The 21,661-nt window shown below is 46.3% G+C and carries 15 protein-coding genes; 7 read left to right on the top strand and 8 right to left on the bottom strand.

Features of this window, described 5'->3' with window-relative positions:
• Positions 1 to 2: 2 nt before the first annotated feature.
• Positions 3 to 1,520, bottom strand: a complete 1,518-nt coding sequence (gene flxA, locus BC792_RS07540) for a flexirubin biosynthesis tyrosine ammonia-lyase FlxA (RefSeq protein ID WP_148908384.1) — start codon at positions 1,518 to 1,520, stop codon at positions 3 to 5.
• 122 nt (positions 1,521 to 1,642) lie between these two features.
• Here flxA and BC792_RS07530 point away from each other — a divergent pair, with 122 nt between their 5' ends.
• Complete coding sequence (locus BC792_RS07530; RefSeq protein ID WP_148908383.1) at positions 1,643 to 2,899, top strand: NAD(P)/FAD-dependent oxidoreductase; 1,257 nt, start codon at positions 1,643 to 1,645, stop codon at positions 2,897 to 2,899.
• A gap of 57 nt (positions 2,900 to 2,956) precedes the next feature.
• Here the strand turns inward: BC792_RS07530 and BC792_RS07525 are convergent, their stop codons facing one another.
• The 4 genes from BC792_RS07525 to BC792_RS07510 form a co-directional block, all read right to left on the bottom strand.
• On the bottom strand, positions 2,957 to 3,808 hold the full coding sequence (locus BC792_RS07525) for a sugar phosphate isomerase/epimerase family protein (RefSeq protein ID WP_148908382.1): 852 nt from the start codon (positions 3,806 to 3,808) through the stop codon (positions 2,957 to 2,959).
• A gap of 117 nt (positions 3,809 to 3,925) precedes the next feature.
• The gene (gene gltX, locus BC792_RS07520) at positions 3,926 to 5,449 is read right to left on the bottom strand and encodes a glutamate--tRNA ligase (RefSeq protein WP_148908381.1); all 1,524 of its coding nucleotides are present in this window, start codon (positions 5,447 to 5,449) and stop codon (positions 3,926 to 3,928) included.
• A gap of 303 nt (positions 5,450 to 5,752) precedes the next feature.
• Positions 5,753 to 7,453, bottom strand: coding sequence for a RagB/SusD family nutrient uptake outer membrane protein (locus tag BC792_RS07515; RefSeq protein WP_148908380.1), 1,701 nt, complete (start codon positions 7,451 to 7,453; stop codon positions 5,753 to 5,755).
• A 13-nt stretch (positions 7,454 to 7,466) separates the two neighbouring features.
• A complete protein-coding gene (locus tag BC792_RS07510) occupies positions 7,467 to 10,541 on the bottom strand; it encodes a SusC/RagA family TonB-linked outer membrane protein (protein ID WP_148908379.1) in 3,075 nt (1,024 codons plus the stop codon).
• Between the two features lie 278 nt (positions 10,542 to 10,819).
• Here BC792_RS07510 and BC792_RS07505 point away from each other — a divergent pair, with 278 nt between their 5' ends.
• From BC792_RS07505 to BC792_RS07485, 5 genes are all read left to right on the top strand, one after another.
• Positions 10,820 to 12,064 (top strand): sensor histidine kinase, encoded by a 1,245-nt coding sequence (locus BC792_RS07505; protein ID WP_148908378.1) that lies wholly within the window; start codon positions 10,820 to 10,822, stop codon positions 12,062 to 12,064.
• Positions 12,045 to 12,587 carry a DinB family protein gene (locus tag BC792_RS07500; protein ID WP_148908377.1) on the top strand — a complete coding sequence of 181 codons (543 nt, stop codon included), beginning with the start codon at positions 12,045 to 12,047 and terminating at the stop codon, positions 12,585 to 12,587. The genes BC792_RS07505 and BC792_RS07500 overlap by 20 nt, the downstream gene beginning before the upstream one ends.
• On the top strand, positions 12,568 to 13,002 hold the full coding sequence (locus tag BC792_RS07495) for a hotdog fold thioesterase (RefSeq protein ID WP_148908376.1): 435 nt from the start codon (positions 12,568 to 12,570) through the stop codon (positions 13,000 to 13,002). The genes BC792_RS07500 and BC792_RS07495 overlap by 20 nt, the downstream gene beginning before the upstream one ends.
• A 444-nt stretch (positions 13,003 to 13,446) precedes the next feature.
• Entirely contained in the window at positions 13,447 to 14,724 is a 1,278-nt protein-coding gene (locus tag BC792_RS07490) for a sugar MFS transporter (protein WP_246154903.1), read from the top strand.
• A 108-nt stretch (positions 14,725 to 14,832) separates the two neighbouring features.
• Entirely contained in the window at positions 14,833 to 15,678 is an 846-nt protein-coding gene (locus BC792_RS07485; protein WP_148908375.1) for a DUF2911 domain-containing protein, read from the top strand.
• Between the two features lie 101 nt (positions 15,679 to 15,779).
• Here the strand turns inward: BC792_RS07485 and BC792_RS07480 are convergent, their stop codons facing one another.
• The 3 genes from BC792_RS07480 to cdaA all read right to left on the bottom strand — a co-directional run bounded on the left by BC792_RS07480 (position 15,780) and on the right by cdaA (position 20,532).
• On the bottom strand, positions 15,780 to 18,701 hold the full coding sequence (locus tag BC792_RS07480) for an FAD-binding and (Fe-S)-binding domain-containing protein (protein WP_148908374.1): 2,922 nt from the start codon (positions 18,699 to 18,701) through the stop codon (positions 15,780 to 15,782).
• Between the two features lie 16 nt (positions 18,702 to 18,717).
• Entirely contained in the window at positions 18,718 to 19,629 is a 912-nt protein-coding gene (locus tag BC792_RS07475) for a DUF1338 domain-containing protein (RefSeq protein ID WP_148908373.1), read from the bottom strand.
• A gap of 108 nt (positions 19,630 to 19,737) precedes the next feature.
• Positions 19,738 to 20,532 (bottom strand): diadenylate cyclase CdaA, encoded by a 795-nt coding sequence (gene cdaA / locus BC792_RS07470; protein WP_148908372.1) that lies wholly within the window; start codon positions 20,530 to 20,532, stop codon positions 19,738 to 19,740.
• A gap of 309 nt (positions 20,533 to 20,841) precedes the next feature.
• Here cdaA and BC792_RS07465 point away from each other — a divergent pair, with 309 nt between their 5' ends.
• Positions 20,842 to 21,561 (top strand): pyridoxine 5'-phosphate synthase, encoded by a 720-nt coding sequence (locus BC792_RS07465; protein WP_148908371.1) that lies wholly within the window; start codon positions 20,842 to 20,844, stop codon positions 21,559 to 21,561.
• The last annotated feature ends 100 nt before the right edge of the window (positions 21,562 to 21,661 follow it).

Below are 21,661 nucleotides of genomic sequence, written 5' to 3'. Positions count from 1 at the left end.
ATTTATCTCATCAAAAATTCTTTAACCTTTTGTATTACCGGATAAAGAGGCCTATCGTCGGAAAACGCCGGTACTATACGGCGTACTTCGTCGTATACTGCTTTAGTCTTTGAAGATACAAAATTTTGATAACTTAATATATCAACAGCTTGTGCTATCGATATCATCTGTATCGCGAGCACTTCAAATGAGTTCAACAAGACCTTGTTAGCAAGCACAGCCGCGTTGGTTCCCATGCTTACTATGTCCTGGTTGTCGTTGTTGTTCGGTATACTATGCACGTACATGGAAGTCGACAAGGTCTGGTTCTCTGCGGTCGTGGAGGTGGCGGTAAATTGAGCACCCTGCATGCCGAAATTAAACCCTAACTTGCCCATGTTTACAAAGGGGGGCAAGATCTCATTAATCTTGGTGTTCATGAGGTAATTAAGCTGCCGTTCAGAAAGCATCGTTAGCCGCGTAATGGCCAATTTTAATTTATCCATTTCCAGCGATATGTAGTCGCCGTGGAAATTTCCCCCATGATAGACGTTTTTATCTTCGACAGAAATTATCGGATTATCACTGACCGAGTTCAACTCGTCTTCCAGCACCCGTCCAACTTGTTCAATCGTCTCGAGTACAGGCCCTAGAATCTGGGGAACGCAACGTAAGGAGTAATACTCCTGTACCTTATCTTTAAAGATTTCCTCTTGGTTATTCCCCGAATACAGGTCATCTTCTCTCTTTTTTATCAGCGGGCTGTCTTCCAGATGCATACGCATCCGGCCCGCGATCTCATTCTGACCTCTGTGAAGTTTTACGGCATTGAGCGTTATGGAGTAGTGATCGTCATGCGCTTTTACAATTTCGTTCATTGCACAGGACAACCAAACGGACCAGGCCAGAAGCTTTTTCGCGTAAAAGTAGTTGACCAAACCGATGCCTGTCATGACAGACGTACCATTAATCAAGGACAGCCCTTCTCGCACAACCACCTCAATAGGTTTCAACCCCTGTTCCGCAAATACGTCGGCCGTTGGGCGGCGGGCCCCATGGAATAAAACTTCGCCTTCTCCAATCAGTACGAGAGCCAGATGGGCAAGCTGTACAAGATCCCCACTGGCTCCGACGCCTCCATGAGCAAAGATCACCGGTGTTATCTCTCTATTAATTAACTCCTTTAGCAGGTTGATGACACTGGTGTGTACGCCGCTTTTTCCTTTCGAAATGTTACACAGGCGGGTAAGCATCGCCGCCTTGACCTGAATAGGAGGTAGCAGATCGCCTGTACCTGCAGCATGGCTCCGTATCAAGTTGTACTGCAACTGGTGCCTGTCCTCGTCCCTGATACGATATTGCGCCATAGGGCCAAATCCCGTATTCACGCCGTAAATAATCTTATTTTGCGCAAAATCCCGCAAGAATAGATGGCTTTCTTCTACCGTGTCCAGAACGTCTGGTTCTATCTCAAGCTCTTGTTTATTGAATATTATCTCATAGAACTGAGACAATGTTAGTTTCCTATCGACTGAGATCATTTTACATGTTTCCCTCTCTAATTTTAGATTAACCACAGAAAAGCAAGAATTTAACTCTTACCTTTGTGTCGAATTTTAATACCGCAAAAGTAATATATTTTTAATATCAATTCATTTGCTACATGAATATTGAGGAAGTAGATATTTTGATAATCGGTGCCGGCCCCTCGGGCTGCGTGGCAGCAGGTTACCTCCAACAGAAGAATATACGTATTAAAGTTATTGAGAAGTCCAGGTTTCCTCGCTTGGTTGTTGGGGAGAGCCTTATCCCAAGGGTAATGGACCATTTCGAAGAAGCTGGGCTTTTGGATGCACTTAAGGCGCAAAATTTTGAAAAAAAACTTGGCGCCCGTTTTATTAAGGGCGAAGTAATCAGCATTTTCGATTTCAGCAATAAATTTGGAGAGGGGTGGAACTGGACGTGGCAGATTCCCCGCGCTGATTTTGATTATGTCATGGCGCAGGAATTACAAAGAAAGGGAGTTGATATTGCTTTTGAAACGGCTCTGACGTCGATAACATTCGACGGTTCGACTTCGCTATCAACGGTGGAAGACTCCCAGGGCGTGGTAACGCAGATACGGGCGAAGTTTGTGATCGACGCCAGTGGTTATGGACGCGTGCTACCCCGGCTTCTTCATCTGGATAAGCCCTCCCAGCTTAGCCCCCACTCGGCTATTTTCTCCCATGTAAAAGACATCAACAGGCCGGCAGGCACCGAAGGAACGCAGATTTCATTTGATGTTCTAGACACGGAGGTCTGGCTTTGGGTCATTCCGTTTTCGAACGGTATGACCAGCGTCGGCGTCGTTGCCAACACGGCGTTTATTGAACAGCTTAAGGGCGACAAGGGAACAGCAGACGCTTTAAGAAAAGCGATCCAGCTGTCGGACTTCTACATCAAGAGGTTTGCTAATACAACATTTGAATTTGAGCCCATCCATTTAAAAAATTACGCAGCGGCAGTAACGAAGATGTTTGGAGACGGTTTTGCATTGACGGGCAACAGTTCTGAATTTCTAGATCCCGTCTTTTCTTCGGGCGTATGTTTCGCCACCGAATCCGGAATCCTGGCCGCCAAACTAGCGTATCGGCAGCTGCAGGGCGAACAAGTTAACTGGCAGATTGAGTTTGCCGACTACATGCAGCGGGGCATCGACGTGTTTACCACATACGTCAAAGAATGGTATACAGGCAACCTTCAGACGTTATTCTTCCACAGGCCCGAGAATCCGGATGTCAAACGTAAAATTTGCGCTGTATTGGCGGGTTATGTCTGGAATGAGGATAACCCGTTTGTGAAAAAACACGATCGGGTTATCCGCACCATGGCCTACATGTTGGAAAACAACCAGACCTTCTCCCAGGACGCCTTTTAACCTAGAATGAGTACGATAGACAGACCTTCACATCCATGAAGGTTCTCTCTATACATGTTATTTGTCAAAAAGGTTACGAAAATTCGCTACGCTCGTTTTGACATCGCTTTCATTATTTTTCCAATTATATTCGTATTCTGCGGAAAGCATCCCGTCAAACTTCTGTCGCTTCAATTCGGCGATAACCTCCCTTATAGGCAGCTTACCCGTCCCCCAGTGCACATCGTGTGCCCGCTTATCGCCGAAGGCATTCAAGTCTTTAAAGTGAGCATGGATAACACACCCCTCTAACTGTTTCAGGCACGCCACGGGATCAAGGCCTGAGCGCATCCAATGGCCAACATCGGCTGCTGCACCCATCTTAGCACTCCTCCCCTTCAGAGCGTTGAGAACAACGTCGGGATTCCAATAGTGAGACGGATTGGGATGGTTGTGTATAGCCGCTTTTACATTATACTTGTCGCAAAGTTTGGACACAATATCGAGGTGTTCTTCTTGAGGCTCACAGGTGATTACCTTGATTCCCATCTCTTTGGCAAATGCAAATATCTGCTCCCACTCAGCCTCATCTTTGCCGCCCGTCACGCCAAATGCATATAACGTAATCCCCTTCTCTTTTAATAGCTTCCTGACCAGCGTCTTCCCCGCGGCCGACAATGTGTAGTTAAATTTCTCCTCACTTCCTGCGCCGACGACCTGACCTGGAAAAGCTTCCACGTACCGTAGATCACAGTTAGCAATTTTATCCAAAGCTTCAGCTAACGTATACAGCCTAAATGTATACGACTGCGCGCCAAGTTTCCAGTTCAGCTTTTCCTCAGGTTTCGAGGACCCTGGCCTAGAGACCGCGCAACACGTTAAAATTAAGCAGGCCAATGCGGCTACTAAAAAAAAGGATGTTTTTTTCATGATCGTGACAAGGTTTAGAAACTCTAAGGTAAGAAATAAAACAGAATTTTTCTTATTAAGCTTCCTTATGAACACTTTTAGTAATCCATATTCCTGCCCGTCGCCTTTCGGCAACAGCTAAGCCGAAAAATAAGGCAAAGCTGTCTTTATACGTGCAATGGTTTCATCCTTACCTAGTAGTTCGGCAATCTTGAAAACGTCAGGCCCGAACTTCCCACCGACCAGCATGACACGGAACGGCAACATCAGTTCGCCCACTTTCATGCCCGACGAAGCTATTTTCTCCTTAAAGGAAGGCTCGATATGCTGCGCCGACCATTCGTCCAGGCGTCCAAACTCTTCCTCTATATTCTCAAAAAATTTAGTCTTATCTGCGCTCCACTTCGGCTTAATCGCGTCGGCATCATATTGCAACGGTCTGACAAAAAAGAAAGACGCCTGCGCCCAAAAATCGTCGAGGAAAGTCAGCCGTTCCTTGACCAGTGTCAGCACTACATCCAAGTACTGCGCATCTATATGGTCTACACCATGAGCCGTCAGTATGTCTTTAACCTTCGGCGCCAAGCTGCTATTATCCAAAGCTTTTATCCATTCCTGATTAAACCACTTCGCCTTTTCGAAATCGAATTTAGCTCCCGCCTTGCTAACCCTATCTACTGAAAACTTGGAGATCAGCTCGTTCAGCGTGAACAGCTCCTGCTCCGTTCCGTCGTTCCAGCCCAAAAGGGCGAGCATATTCACGAATGCATCCGGCAGAAATCCCATTTCCCGAAAACCTTTGGTCAGTTCTCCGGACTTCGGGTCTGTCCAATTCATTGCGTAAACCGGAAAGCCTAACCGGTCGCCATCACGTTTGCTTAGCTTGCCATTACCATCCGGCTTAAGAATCAATGGTAAATGTGCCCATTGGGGCATCTCGTCCTTCCAGCCTAAATATTCCCAAAGCAGCAGGTGAACAGGGGCAGAAGGTAACCATTCTTCTCCGCGGAAGATGTGCGATATCTCCATTGCATGGTCGTCCACAACAACGGCAAGGTGATATGTCGGCATTCCGTCCGCCTTTAATAAGACCTTATCATCGACAAGCCCGGTATCGAAAGACACCTTTCCCCGGATCAAGTCTTCAAAATAAACGGTTTCATCAGCGGGCATCTTGATGCGCACCGTATATGGATGTCCTTCCGCCAGCAATCGGGCTGTTTCGTCGGCGGGCAAACTAAGCGAGTTGCGCAGGGTCAATCGGTTTTCGTGAGCGTATCGGAAATTGGGATGCTCCTTTCGTTGTGCCTCTAGCTCTTCCGTTGTGTCGAAAGCGTAATAGGCGTGTCCTCTTTCTACCAGCTGTTCTGCATATTGACGGTACGAAGGCTTGCGCTCGCTCTGGCGATAAGGCCCGTATGCGCCTGGTTCATTTGGACCTTCATCTGGGGTTATGCCACACCACGCTAAACATTCTGTTATATATTCTTCGGCACCGGCCACAAAACGCGTCTGGTCCGTATCCTCTATCCTCAAAACGAAGTCGCCCCCGTGATGGCGGGCAAAAAGATAATTAAACAAAGCTGTACGTACACCTCCGAGGTGCAGGCCGCCTGTAGGGCTCGGCGCAAAGCGTACCCTGACTTTTTTTTGCGAACTCATAACAGCAAAATTACACATTTATAGCATAAACTGGCTAATCGTTGTACGACAGATTTGCGATACCCCGCTGCGGCCATCGGGGCATATGAAAAGAAGACATACCCCGTCGGGGTCGAACATGAAACGGCACATTGCTGTAAACAGGCGAACCCTTCAGGGTTTACTTCAATAGTACTAAATTTCAAATGGATAGCAATGAAATTCAGGTTACCAAAAAACCACGACGCATCTGCTGTCGTGGTTTTTTTGACCTACATGCTAAAATGGTACGTGTGCTCCGTAGCCCTTGCTATAAACCGAACGTTAATTTGATGTAGGGTTCTGTGTCAATCGCCCAGCATAGGAGTTAATGGCATCCTGCGGAATGTAATAAGTTACACGATAATCCGTAGGCTGGATTACTTCAAATTGCGCATGTGGACCTGGGTATTCACGAGTTAACGCTTTGCCATTACGGAACACATCATAACTACGCTCCGCCTGATACGCTAACTCCAGCTGACGCTCCTTATCTATACGTTCAGCCGCGTTAGAAGCATCGAGGGACGTATAAGCCCCGTTCACAATGGAGCGTGTGCGAATGAGGTTCAGGTCTTCTAAAGCCTCCCCGTAGCGGCCTAGTTTGGCCAGTGCTTCTGCACGGTTTAGGTATACCTCGCCCAAACGACTAATTACTGGCGAATGTAAGTGTGAATCTTCGCCCTCTCTTGAACATTTCACAATATAGAACTGCGGATACACACGATTAAGCGTAATAAAATTGTCGATTACGCCGGTATACGTCTTGCCATCTTTGTAGACGATTTTATATACCTCCTGCACTGCGTTTACCGGCGTCAGCGTATACGTCTGTCCATCCTCTGTGCAAGTAATCGTGTTTCCGCTCCGTGTAATAGCAGCTTGAACATAATTCAGTACATTTTCGCCGTCCTCTTTGATGAAGCGAAATACTTCCTGACCACTCTGCGCATATGTCGGCTCGATAAATGCCGCCCGTGCATCCACCATGTTATAGCGGCCCGGGCGCCAGTCGTTTCTACCGGTTTCATTCAACAGCTCGATATACTTAGCGCTGGCATACATCTCGCCCCAACCTTGGCCGCCGATATTCGCGTACATACCGCCGACACCGTAATAATGGTCGGAGCCGGAATACTCCGAAGCCACCCGCTTCACGGCAAAAATTGTCTCGGGGTTTGCTTCTGGTGCATAGGTATTGTATTCCATAAACTGCTCTCTCGGCAATAAGCTATAGACGCCCCCATTGATAACACTATCGGCATAAGCTACCGCCAACTCGGCATATTCCCTATTTGGCGCACCATACGTACCACTCATATACAGGTAAACACGTGATAACATAGCGTGCGCAGCACCTTTAGACGCATACACCGGACCATTGTCGATCGTCATTAGCTCGGCACCCTTTTTTAAGTCTGCCACCGCCTGTTCGTAGGTTTCTTTCACCGAAGATCGATCCGGCAACAGCATATCCACCACATTCGCAGGGGTACCATTCACAATGGGGACACCGAGGTTAGTCTCCGGACTTTGGTAATATGGCCGCCCGAAGGCCCTTACTAAATAGAAATACATCATGCCCCGCACATAGTAACATTCGCCCAGTTTGTTATCAAACTCGGCGTTCTGCCCTTCCTCAATCATATTGATGATATTAGAAGCCTGCGCAATGGCTTTATAACCACTATCCCAAAACTGGGTCAAGCGATAATTATTCGGTGAACGGGAATATGAAAGAAATTCATAAAAAGCGTCCGTCGATGATCCGCGAATCATGATATTATCCCCTGCATACTCCCCACAACGATGCATCGGATCCGACCAGGCCTTCAGCTGCCCGTAGGTTCCGTTTAATAAAGATTCTAGGGAAGATGCCGGATCTTCCACGATACTCCCTGAATCCATCGATCCATAGGGCAGGCGCTCAATATCACAGGAACTAAACACTGCCGATGCCAACAAGGCTATTACTATTTTCTTCATCAGATTTCTTCTTTTAAAATGAAACATTCACACCAAACATGTACTTCCGTGTAGCAGGATAAACTGCAGGTCCCGCAGAGGATAATACCGCACCATTATTAGCCGGAATCTCCGGATCCACGCCGGAGTAATTGGTTAACACAAATAAATTCTCTCCGGTAAAATAAAAACGTGCGTTCTTAAATCCATATTGATTGACTTTCCAATTGTATCCTACAGTCAGCGAGCGTAGGCGTAAAAAGTCGTTATTTTCCATATAACGAGAAGACACTAGGTTTCCTTGATCGGGGTTATTATATTTAGCTACAGGGTGGGTAGCAACATCTCCGGGTTGCTCCCAGCGGCTCCAACCCGGTAACAATTTCATTTGGTTTCTATCCGTATAGGTTCCGTCAGAGTCGTATTCCTGACGCGCGTAATTGTACAGCTTACCGCCGATGGCGTAACCGAAATTGGCACCTAGATCAAACTGCTTGTATCGTACCGACGTTTGGAAACCACCAAAAATTTTTGGTGCTGCACGATCCAGTTTTTCAAATGTAGCGTCCGCATAGGTCGAGGTCGTTTCTCTGGAGAGCTCGTTACCGTCCTCGTCGCGTTCCACAACATACCACATCGGCGCCCCAGTTTCGGTATTGACACCGGCCCACTCTTTCAGATAATAGGTGTCGATTGCTCTACCGATTTCCAGAATACGTTGCGCAGAACCGGCGACACCTGCCCCATCACCAACGATAACAGGTTTAACCGAATAGGTGCCGTCCGCATTTTGCGTAGGGAATAAGTCCGTCAATTTATTCTGATTATGCCCCAAATTCAAATCCAACGACCATAACCAATCCTCGTTGCGAACGATGTCACCACCGACACTCACCTCAATGCCTCTGTTATTCATCTGCCCGATATTTCGCCAGATACTGGTTACACCGGTCAAACCGCTGATCGGCACATTATAAAGGATATTGTCCGTATTCTTGTTGTAATAATCGATCGTGGTTCGTAGGCGGTTATTGAAAAAGGCTGCGTCAAGTCCCACCCCTGCGGTCAAGGTTTTCTCCCAAGTCAGATTGGGATTGCCAATCTGACTGATTAGTGCCCCGGGAGCTCCATTATAACTTGCTGACGCGGCGACAGAATACAAGTTAAAATGTGGATACAGTGAATTGGGGCGATTTCCGGACGAACCGTACGATGCACGCAACTTTAGATTATTCACCCAAGGTGCATTAAACCACGCCTCGTTTTGGATGTTCCAGCCTCCGCTAATCGAAAAGAAATTACCGTATTTGGCATTATCGCCAAAGTTTGACGCGCCGTCACGACGAAGGGATCCTTCGATCAAATAACGATTATCAAACGCATAGTTCGCTTTAGAAAGCAAGGATTGTACGGCCCACTCGTTGATGCTCCCTTTAGTACGTTCCGGTGTAGCAACAACATCCAGTACCTCAAAGCCCGGAATAAAACCCGTACCGTATACATCCAGCACTTTTCCCCGGTAGTCATTAAATTCATAGCCTGCAACAGCTTGCAAACTGTGCACACCCCATGTCTTATCCACGGTAAACATCTGATTTGTATACCGACGTGTGGTCTCACTCCGGTAGTCGGCGATACGCCCATTTACATTTTCGCCACCATTAGAACGGGGGTCGGTATAGGCGTCGCTTCCATAATGGATATAACGATAGTTATTGACAGAGTTAAAGGTCAGCCAGTCAGTCAGTTTTATTGTAAAATCCATATTTCCCATTAACTCGTAATTGGTATTGCCGGAATGATTCCACTGCAAATCGTATAAATAGTTGGTATTTGCACTATTAACCCAAGTTTCCGATCGGTGTCCGACAAGGTTACCTTCTTCATCGTAAGGACTATCCCAGGGTAGATTGGAATACATTGCCGTCACCGAGTACTCCCGACTTTCCACACCACGACGGGCACCGACAAGCGACGGCTTAATAGTCAGCCAATCCGTTAATATGTATTCCTGATTTAAGCGCACATTATAACGGCGGTAATCATACTCCTTCACTGCACCTTGCTCGTCATATAAGCCGACGGACAGGAATGAACGCAATTTTTCCGTCCCACTGGAAATGGACAAATTATGGTTTTGTGTAAAGCCATTCTGCGTTGCCAAATCCCACCAATCGAAATTACTATTGCGCAGGTCTTCATTCCAACGGGGAAAAGCGATCGTCTCGGCATTCTCAAAAGAGGCGTAGTAATCATAGAGCTCTGCACCGTTCATGACCTCCATGTTGCCATTAGTCAGCTGATTAAAACCCATACGCGTGGAAAAGGTGATCGAGGTAGCTCCGGCTTTAGGGCGTTTAGTCGTTACTAAAACCACACCATTCGCGCCTTGTGAACCATAGATGGCCGTAGAAGCAGCATCCTTCAAGACGGTCATGGACTCAATATCATCGGGGTTCAAATCTCCGGCTGAGGAACCTACAATCACCCCATCTATCACCCAAAGGGGGCTTGTTGTTCCGTTCAATGTAGCCTGTCCGCGAATAACCACCGCACCGCCTGAACCAGGACGTCCCGATCCCGGCGCAACAAAAGCTCCCGCAACCTTACTATTCAGCATATTCTCTACTGAGGGGTTGGTGATGTCCCGTAGCTCTTCGCCACTAACGACCTGCAGAGCGCCCGTCAGGCTTTCTTTTTTCTGCACACCATAACCCACGACAACAACCTCGTCCAGTTGGTCTGCGCTACTCGCAAGCGACACGGAAACAGAATTTCCCGAAACAGTCACCTGCTTGGGTTCGTAGCCAACAGCAGTAAACAAGAGGATATCACCCGGAACCGCCTGTATACTGAAGTTGCCCTGTTCATCGGTACTAGTGGTCACCTCCGGCTTTCCTTGCACAACAACCGTCACCCCTGAAATTGTTCCCCTTTCGTCGCTTACTGTCCCACGCACGAATTGCTGATAGAACGCAGGACTTGTATACGTGTCGTTTTCTAGCGCAAGCGTATCCGCCGGCAGGGAAATAAAAGCGCCCGATGCCAACAGTAAGGCGAACCGTCGTTTACCTTGAATAAACCACGAATTTGTAAATCTGCTTATCATAAATGTTTATCACTTAAAGGTTGATTATTTGACGCTATAGCTGCGTTTTTCTTCGAAAGTTAGCTTTATGTCACCGGAATATAAATTTTAGATTAAACACAAACGATTGCGCTTTTTTACGCAATCGTTTGTGTATTACACACTTCCGGTTAGCTAAAAAAGCAGATCTTTAAAAACAGGGGACGGCGTTTGCATAAGTTCGAGAAGGCTTAATAGGAGCGGATTGTCCCTTCTTCCACTTTTTAGGATTGACAAAATTTACCTATTTTGCGGTTGCTATGGCAAATAAGGATCAACTGTATCAGTACAACAACCAGCAGCGTTGGAAGGTATTCCTCTTTCTCTTTGCCGCACTTATTGCAGCAGCATCACTATTTTATACAAACTATCTGGTCAAAAGTCTTTCCCGGTCAGAACGTACAAAAGCAGAGGTTTGGGCCATGAGCACGCGGAGCATTGTTACAATGCCCGATGTCGACGACCAATTTATCAGCTTTGTTTATGCCGTCCGCGATAGCCTTTCTATTCCGGCCATCATCACCGACGATAAGGAAAACATTATTTTTTGGCGCGGCTTGGATCCCACTAAAACGAACATTAAGGAACACAAGGATTCCGCAGAAAGTCAAAAGCTCGAATATGACCCTGTGTACTTTGAAAAGCAGCTCGCCGCGATGAAGCGAAATCATCCACCCATCGCCCTGCACCTCGAGACGGGCGAAAAATGGTCCGTCTACTACATGGACTCTGATGCGCTTCGGCAACTGCGTATATTTCCCTATCTCCAGCTCTCGTTAATCGCCATCTTTTTAGTGATCGCCTATACCGTCTTCAACGCTATCAAAAAATCGGAGCAGAATTTGGTATGGGTAGGGATGGCTAAAGAAGCTGCCCACCAGCTTGGCACGCCGATTTCCTCGCTAATGGGCTGGCTGGAACTTGTTCGGGCCAAGTTTGATGCCGAAGATGACAGTATACTTAACGAAATGGAAAGAGATGTTAAGCGGCTGGAAATTGTAGCCGACCGGTTTTCGAAGATCGGTTCGGTGCCTACGCTCACCAACCATGTCGTGTATCAGGTCGTCCAGGATTTTGTTCAGTACTTCCGTATACGGACCAGCGAAAAGATTACGTTTGAAATCCTAGGCGACAAAACGGTGGAGGCAAAACTTAACGTCCAATTGTTTGACTGGATCATCGAAAACCTCCTGAAAAACGCCGTCAATGCGATAGAGTCTGAAGGAAAAATAACCATCAATATCGTTGACAACATTGCAAAAGAGGAAATTTTTATAGACATTAGCGATACAGGAAAAGGAATTCCTAAGTCGAATTTTGACAGTATTTTTCAACCGGGGTTTACCACAAGGAAACGGGGTTGGGGACTAGGACTCAGCTTAACGAAACGTATGGTGGACTATCACCAGGGTCAAATATTTGTAAAGGAGTCGGAACTAGGTAAAGGAACAACATTTAGAATAATACTTAAAAGCAATTTACGATATGAACCCACTCAAGTCTGATGAATATCCAGCGATCTACAGCGACTATATTGAGAATGTAGTTGGCCCTGTTATGGAGGAGCTTGAAGAGCAACTGCTTACCTTCCCCGAGTTTATTCGCTCTATTCCAGAAGATATGGGTGACTACGCGTACGCAGAAGATAAGTGGACAATTAAGGAGGTTTTATGCCATATATTGGATACCGAGCGTGTTATGGCCTACCGTGCACTACGTTTTGCGCGGAATGACATGACAGAACTCGCTCCCTTCGAACAAGACGAATTTGTGCAAAACGCGCGGCACAACGAGCGATCGTTCGAAAGCATCGTTGAAGAGTTCTCTTATTTACGTAAGGCCAACCTCATTCTATTTCAAACCTTTAACGAAACGGAGCTGGCGCGGAAAGGGATGGCCTCAGGCAGACTTGTCACGGTCAAAGCCTTTTTGTATGTCATCGCAGGACACCTTACGCACCATCGTATCATCTTAAAAGAACGATATCTCAATAACGAAAACGTAGAACATGTCGGCAATCTGGTTTAAGGCGTATTCCCTGGAAGAAGTCAACCATATATTTAAAAAATATATGACCGGCTTCCTACAAATCCGCGCCACCGAAATTACAGATAACACGCTAATTGCTGAAATGCCGATAACGGATATGGTACGGCAGCCCTTTGGCATCTTACATGGCGGCGCCTCCGTCGTCCTGGCGGAGTCTGTTGGCAGCGTAGCGTCCAACTTAGTAGTTGATTCGGAGCACTTTGCAGGGGTGGGCATGGAAATCAATGCCAACCATCTGAAATCCGTATCACAGGGCAAAGTTTATGCTTCCTGCTCGGCACTACATATAGGAAAGAAAAGCCACGTCTGGGACATAAAGATCCGAAACGAGGCAGAGACATTAATCTGCGTATCAAGATTAACCGTAGCTATAATAGACAGGGGTAGCTTTTAATTCGTTGATCAAAACGGAAGGTGACTCTTTGAGAAAGAACTATCTCAAAAAAAATTAAAACAATATGCATACTTCGCTGTATTATATATACACCATTAATTGGTTTTATGATACGGTTTAGGTTTTAGAGAGGCTCCGCCCCACGGAGTCTCTCTAACATTTTCGGGGTGTTGGTGTCCGTATAATAAACATATCAAATGAATTCCTTTTCTGCCACGTCGGCGATAGGCGCTCTGTTATCGAGGAATGTCTTACTGCTCCGCTCCTTTCCCCATCCCCCCGAAAATTAAAGATGGTTTTAACCCACTTATGTTGATTTTTTTGTTACAGGCGCCTCATCAGCGCAAAATGTCAATATATTTTATTAGTCTTGCAGATACAAAAACAGAGACAGCACGTCCAACTGTATCGTACAAAACATAAACTAATAATAGAAAACACGCCATGAATTCAACACCATCCGGGAAAACAGAATTTCGCCCTATGGCTATCTGTTGTGCCCTCTTCTTCATCCTTGGCTTTATCACATGGGCCAATGGCACGCTAATTCCTTTTCTAAAGATCGCTTGTAATCTTGAGACCGATTTACAGGCCTTTTTTGTTACGTTTGCGTCCTATATCGCCTACTTTTTCCTCGCTATTCCAAGCTCTTGGATTCTAAAAAAAATAGGATTTCAAAACGGGCTGGTTGTTAGCTTGATTATCTTGGGCCTCGGATCGCTGATCTTCATTCCGGCGGCAGACAGCCGCAGCTACGGACTGTTCCTGACAGGAATTTTCATACAAGGATCTGGAATGGCTCTTTTACAAACCGCGGTAAATCCATACCTAAGCATTATCGGCCCCATTGATAGCGCCGCTCAACGTATATCCATTGCCGGCTTTTTCAACAAAACCGCCGGAATAATTGTACCCATTTTGTTTGGCACCTTGTTTTTAAAAGATGCCGACAATATTACAAAGAAGTTGGAATCAACAGCCGACATGGCAGAGAAAAATGCTATTTTGGACAGTTTAATATCACGGGTACATACTCCGTATATCGCGCTAGCGGTCATCTTCGTGGCATTCGCCGTCTTTCTGAAATTTACTAAACTCCCGGAAGTCGATGTCGATGCAGAGGAAGAAACGGACGGTTCGATACAAGGGACAAAGAAGAACAGCGTGTTTCAGTTTCCGCATCTTTTCTTAGGCTCACTGGCAATATTCTTTTGTGTAGCAGTAGAAGTCATGGCAGGTGATATTATCGGGGTGTACGGCAGGGAGTTGAATGTACACAACTTTTTTGTGACCTACGCGACGGCCTTTACCTTGTCTTGCATGTTGATCGGCTATATAATCGGAATTATCACTATACCCAAATACGTCTCCCAGCAATTTGCTTTACGCATATGTACGATCGTCGGAATTCTTTTTACGGCCGTATCTGTATTCACTACGGGAACGACGTCCTTTATTTTTGTTGCTTTACTGGGAATCGCGAATTCATTAATGTGGCCTGCGATTTTCCCTCTCGGGATTAAAGGATTGGGAAGATTCACGAAGACCGGCTCGGCCATTATGATTATGGGCATTGCAGGGGGAGCCATATGGCCCTTGGTATATGGATTTTTAAAAGACACGTTACACATCGATTTCCAACATGCCTTTTTGTATGCGATGGTTCCGGCGTATCTTTATATTCTGTTCTTTGCTACCAAGGGGCACACGATAGGAAAATAAACAGACTGGTCTGCAGATATCGCTTTTGAAGTGTGTGCAGACCTGTCTTTTCAGGTTCCGCTACTATTTTTTAACAATCTTCTTATCTTTAATCAAAAAAAGATCATTATGAAAAAAAGAATTTTAACCCTTCTTATTACCGGTGTTCTGCTTGGCGGGTTGACAACCTCGCGTGCTCAGGTGAAACTTCCGCAGGCCAGCAGTACAACCAAAATTGAACAGGCTATCGGTATAAAAAAAGTAACCTTAGTGTATCAACGTCCCAATGTGAACGGCCGCGTTATCTTTGGAGGGCTGGAGCCTCTTGGCAAGGTTTGGCGGACCGGCGCTAATACCATTCCGAATATTACGTTTGAGGAGGAAGTTACCATTGAGGGCCACAAAGTTCCTGCGGGAACGTATGGAATATTGAGTATACCCACCGATGGCGACTGGACAATAATCCTTAGCAAAAACCCTAATCAGTGGGGAGCGTACCAATACAAACAGGAAGAAGACTTTCTGCGTTTTCCTGCAAAGGCCCGGAAAACCGCCGAGAAAACAGAAACGTTCACTATGGCTTTCGAAAATGTGACCCCGAACGGAGCAGACTTGTCATTGGCCTGGGAAAACACTAAAGTATTATTTCATATAGCGGTGGATCAATCTAAAGAAATAATGGCCTCTATCGACGAAGCGATGAAGGGTGAAAAAAAGCCTTATTTTCAAGCTGCACAATACTACTATAACAACAATCTCGACATTAACAAGGCACTAGCGTGGGCTGCCGAAGCCGACAAAGGAAACACCAAAGCTCCTCATATTAAATATTGGAGAGCTAGGATCCAACTGAAGGCGGGCGACAAACCCGGCGCCATTAAAACGGCTACAGAAGGGGTAGCAATGGCAAAGGCTGCCAACAATGAAGAATATATAAAGCTAAATACACAGGTAATCGAGCAAGCAAAAAATTAACGTGATAACCAGCCTGAACCTCAACGGCTTGGTAGATATATATCCACCAAGCCGTTGAGGTTCATTTAAAAATTACCCGCCGCCAAGCTCCGACTGAACGCTTATTTTAATAGTGCCTCATATAGTATCTCTATCGGATGAAACGCCCGTTCCATCGTCCCTTCCAAAATCTGGTGACGGCAAGATGTTCCTGGAGCGACGACCATAACCTGCTCCTTTTTCGTCCGGACATAAGGGAATAGAACAAGTTCGCCGATGTCCTGCGACAAAGCATAATGCTCTCGCTCGTAACCAAAAGAGCCGGCCATACCGCAGCATCCGGAAGGTATAACATGTACTTCCCGATTTCGTAGAAACTGTAATACGAAAGCGACTTTATCCTGTATTCCCCATGCCTTTTGCTGGCAATGCGTATGCAGCAGTATTTCCGCCTTAGCGTCCGAAAATCGATCGGTATCAATCGCCCCGCTCATTATCTCCTCAAAAATGAACTCCTCAATGGTTAACGCGCGCTTCCCTACGCGCTTCGCTTGTTCTACCAGATGGTCATCAACCAGGTCCACGTATTCGTCCCTGAAGGTTAAAATGGCAGAAGGCTCTACGCCCACAAGCGATGAGCCGCTTTCAACGATCGGAGCGAATGTTTCCACCTGCTCATTCGCTATTCTTTTTGCTTTTCGAAGAAACCCTTTTGAAATGAGTGCCCTGCCACTACTACGATGCTTTACCGCCCGTACTTCGTATCCCAAGCCTTCCAGTAACAGAATCGCCTTTTTCCCGATTTCAACATCGTTGAAATTGGTAAATTCATCAAAAAAGAAATACACCGGTCTGCTTAACCCTCCGCCTCGTGACGGCTTTGATCGTTGTCTAAACCACGAGAATAACGTCTGATTTGCTATTTTTGGCAATTGCCTCCGCTCCGCAAAGCCTAGCATCCGTTTTATTCCTTTTCCTACTAACGGATTCGAGATGCTCCAATTGTACAATGGCGAAAAATTGGAAACCAGTTCGGTCAGGCGGTCCACATGTCCGATCATCCAGCTTCTAAAAGGAACACCTCTTGCGTCGTAATAACCCTGCAGAAACTCAGCCTTTAGTTTGGCCATATCAACGCTGGAAGGACATTCCGACTTGCATCCCTTACAGCTCAAACAGAGATCCATCACCTCCTTAATCTCGTCATGATCGAAAGGGTTCGCCTTGGTAGAAGTGGACAGGATTTCGCGTAACACGTTTGCCCGCGCGCGGGTCGCGTCCTGTTCATTCCTTGTTGCCATATACGAGGGGCACATGGTCCCTCCGGCAGCGGCTGTTTTCCGGCAGTCCCCCGATCCGTTACACTGCTCCACATGCTGCAATATATGTTGCCCATTGTAACGAAAAACCGTCGGTATCGACTCGTTTCGCTGCACTCCGTCGTAGCGCAGGAACGTGTCCATGGAGGGCGTTCCAACAATTTTTCCGGGATTAAAGACGCCATGGGGATCCCACGTCTTTTTGATGTCTTCCAGCAACGCGTAGTTGTGCGGCCCCACCATAAAGCGGATAAATTCGCCCCGTAACCGTCCATCTCCATGCTCGCCGCTCAACGATCCCTGATATTTTTTGACAAGCTTCGCAATCTCTGTTGCTACAATCCGGAATTGGTCTTTCCCCTTTTTATCCTTCAAATTTAAAACCGGCCGCAGATGAAGCTCGCCCGTGGCCGCGTGTGCGTAATGAACGCTATACAACCCGTAGCGGGCCAAAATGCTGTTAAACTCTTTGATGTACTCGGGAAGATCTTCTACGGCGACCGCAGTATCCTCGATGACGGCTACCGGCTTTGCATCCCCCGGCGTATTCGTGAGTAATCCTAATCCGGCTTTACGAAGACTCCACACCTTCTTCTTATCGTCGCCAACCACAAGCGGAAAGTGATATCCCAGTCTTTGTTCCCTCATTTCCTGTTCAACACGTCGGACTTTGCCAATGATTTCCGTGTGGTCGGCTCCGTCGTACTCCACCACCAGAACAGCTGCGGGGTCTCCCTCTATAAAGAACCGGTTTTGCGCCTGTTCCAGATTATTTTTCGTGCATTCCAAGATATAACGGTCCATCAACTCAGAGACCAACGGTCTATGTTTCAAGGCGACTAAATTGGCTAAAAGCGCCTCCTCGATGCTGTGAAAATGTATACATAGAAGGCCTGAGGGCTTTGTCGGCACCTCTACCAACTGCAATTTAATTGAAGTGACAAAAGCTAATGTACCCTCGGATCCACACAAGAGTTTACAAAAATTGAACTTGTCTCCACCTGGGGTGAAAGGATCGCTATCCAACAGCAGATCGATGGCGTAACCCGTATTTCTCCTGTCAATACTCCGCTTAGGAAACTCCCGACGAATCTCCCTCTGATTTGTAGGATCGTCCAAAAGGCCTCTAATATGCCGGTACAGCGCTCCTTCTAACGTCCGAAGCTCACATTTGTTGTCAAACTCAGCCGGCGATAGGGCCGAGAATGTGACCTGGGAACCGTCGCTGAGCAACGCTTCAATTTCTAAGGTGTGCTCACGTGTGCTTCTGTAAAGCAACGAGTTTGCTCCGCAGGAGTTATTGCCGACCATCCCACCTATCGTGGCCCTGTTTGCGGTCGACGTTTCCGGACCAAAGTATAAGTTATGTGGACGCAGGAACCTGTTTAGCTCGTCCCTGATAACGCCCGGCTGCACCTTAACCCATTTTTCTTCTGTATTCAATGCTATGATCTCGGTAAAGTACTTCGAGATGTCAACGACAATTCCTGCTCCGACAACCTGCCCTGCCAACGAAGTGCCTGCCGCACGCGGTATCAGAGAGAGACGATTCTCCTTCGCGAAGGTAATAAGCTTTTTTAAGTCGTCTACCTCTCTAGGCACGGCTACAGCGATCGGCATTTCACGATAGACAGAAGCATCCGTAGCATACAATATCCTTGTCGTCTTATCATACAGCAGGTCTCCCTTCAAAGACGCCTTCAATGCTTTTAATTTAGCTTCCATAGCCTTTTCCCGCCAGCTAGCGATCTTTCTTAATTTGTGTGGTGTAGGTGCTTTCGAAGATCTTATCCGCATTGTTTGTTTCAAATCCATCCCGTCGATGCTCCCGCTTCAGTTGTCCCTTGGGAACCTTGCTGAATTCGGGCAGCGGCCCTCGCTCTGCAAATTCGACGTAGCTTCCCGCAATCTCCAGTGTTTCTCCGTCCGAAAATGAGGCACTATATAGCGTTGAAACCGTACTGCTTTGACGGAGTAATCCATCTTCGCTGGTCTTTATCTTTCCGCCAGCGGTATTGAGCGTTATTCCCAGACTTTCCACAAATGCATTGAACTCTTCCAGCGTGTTATAACCATCGGGAAGTTCATGGATACTAATCGTATAGTGGTTGAGGTAATATCGGTTATAGATAACCCAAGCCGCATATTCGCTCTCTGCAAGCAACCGCTTATATTCTTCTGAAGTTGGCAGCTCCCATAACGGCGTCTGCAGAAACGAGGCGACTTCCTCTCCGTTTGCTAAATCGAGCTTGTCAACCGGATCTTCTACAATAGGGGCAGTATATTTTCGTATAATCTGCTGGGCTTCCAAACTTAGCGCCGACACAATAAGCTCGGAAACGAAAATACGTGGATAGTTCGGTGTCGGCGGAGCATACCAATAGGCATGCAGCTTCTTCTCTTCGAAATGATAGTAGTCGCGACGCGTGTAACCGTAAGCTAGAAAGATTTTCTCGAAGGATCGGATACCGAGGTGCGGAACGCCAAGCGTACGGAATGCTATATGGTCGTTGACAATGTCTTCCTGTGCATTGATGACGCCGTTCTTCAAAAGTGCGTTGGTGATAGTCGACACGTCTGCCACGTGCGACCGGTAATGGTTGAATAGGTCATTCAACACAATATCAAGCGGTTTTTGTTCGTCGAAGTGCATAGCCAAAATTTAAGGTTTATCCATATAAAACTACACAATCATCTAGACAAACAAAAGTTTTGTAAATAAAATTCTGGATCAACGGCCTAAAAAAGAATATAAGTCAATCTATAGCTCCTCCCTTAGAATTTTATCAAGCTCCTCGGCACTAAGATTCATGTTGATATTGCCATCTTTGGCTAGAGAAATCTCGCCCGTTTCCTCCGAGATAATTACAGCAATAGCTTCAGAGACCTCGGTAACGCCGATCGCTGCGCGGTGCCTTAAACCGAATTGGGGGGGAAGATCTTCGCTGTCGGAAATAGGAAGTACGCTGCTGGCTGTCATGATCCGGAAATCGACGATAACTACAGCACCATCGTGTAAGGGACTGTTCTTAAAAAAAATGCTCTCTAACAATCGTTTCGATACCGGTGCATCGATATATTCGCCGCTCGACTGGTAATACTCTTCGTCGAAATAACGGGCAAATACAAGCAATGCTCCTGTACGCGACTTCGACATGCTGCGACATGCGTCTATGATCGGTTTCAACTGTTCCCCATGATCCACCTGCGAGGTTTTCTTGGTACCTAAGAACGACCAGAGAAATTTCTTTCGACGAAGCGATATGTTTTTTCCGATATGGATTAAAAACCGTCGGATTTCCTGTTGGAACACGACAATCAGTGCTATGGAGCCGACCGAAATAAAACCGCCAAAAATCTCCGTGAGAAGGCGCATCTCCATCTGCTTAACAACAAGATAGATTCCGTAAAACAGCCCCACACCGATTAGTATGTTCACTGCTATTGTCCCCTTGATCAGACTATAGATGTAATAAATGATAATAGCCACCAAGAAAATATCAATGATGTCTAATAGCCGAAAGCCGCTTAAAATATTGAGATCAAAGTTGTCCATGTATTCTCTGCAATTTATAAATTTTTTTTAGCACCTCGATTCCCGTGATCCATTTTTCGTGGTTAGAGATTAGAAAAGTTAGAAACCTTATTAACTTTATCAACTCGCTCACTCATGTAAGTATATAAACTTATACGAGTCGCCCCTTTCTCACCTGACTAATTTTGCCTAACTTAATTTAACTAAATACAAAGCATTTTATTTAGGTTTGTATGTGCGACGCCTACGTGCACACGGTTATAGACATGTCACAGGGCGTTCTAGCGTGGCCTTTATGGCATAAGTATAATATTCTCAAAGACGGGCATTATGACGAAGCTTTCAGTTAATATTAATAAGATTGCAACCTTGAGGAATTCCAGAGGCGGCAATGTTCCCAATGTTCTAGCTGCAGCGCTAGCGTGCGAGCGGTTCGGCGCACAGGGAATTACAGTACACCCACGACCAGACGAACGACACATCCGTTATCAGGACGTTTATGATCTGAAAGCGGAGATAAGCACGGAGTTTAACATTGAAGGAAATTGTCAGGAACAAAAGTTTATTGATTTAGTCCTCGCAAATCGCCCTACACAGGTCACTTTGGTTCCTGACGCTCTGAACCAGATTACCTCAAATCATGGATGGGACACCGTCAAGCATAGGGATTACTTACGCGACATGGTAAAGCGTTTCCAGGATCAAGGTATCCGTGTATCGATCTTTGTAGACCCGGACGAAGATATGGTCGAAGCTGCGGCAGAAACCGGAACAGATCGGGTCGAGCTCTATACCGAAGCATACGCAGCCGGATTCGGCTTTGATAATGAGCAGGCTATTGCTCCTTATTTTAAAGCTGCGAAAAAAGCCGGGGAAGTCGGACTTGGTCTTAACGCCGGCCACGATTTAGATCTTAATAACCTCCGATATTTCAACGAGCATATTCCGGGACTGCTGGAAGTAAGCATCGGCCACGCGCTTATCGCGGATGCGCTGTACCTCGGATTGGAAGAAACGATCAAACGATATTTAGCCGCTTTGAAAGCATAAAAAGAGGGTGTCTTCTATGTTGAAAAACAATGGTAGCCCTTAATTATTTCACATTTTTATATCTATAGGCACAAAAAGGTGTCTGTATGTCAAAAATAGG

Source organism: Sphingobacterium allocomposti (assembly GCF_008124885.1).
Taxonomy (GTDB): Bacteria; Bacteroidota; Bacteroidia; order Sphingobacteriales; family Sphingobacteriaceae; genus Sphingobacterium; species Sphingobacterium allocomposti.
This window is presented reverse-complemented; position numbering and strand designations above follow the sequence as displayed.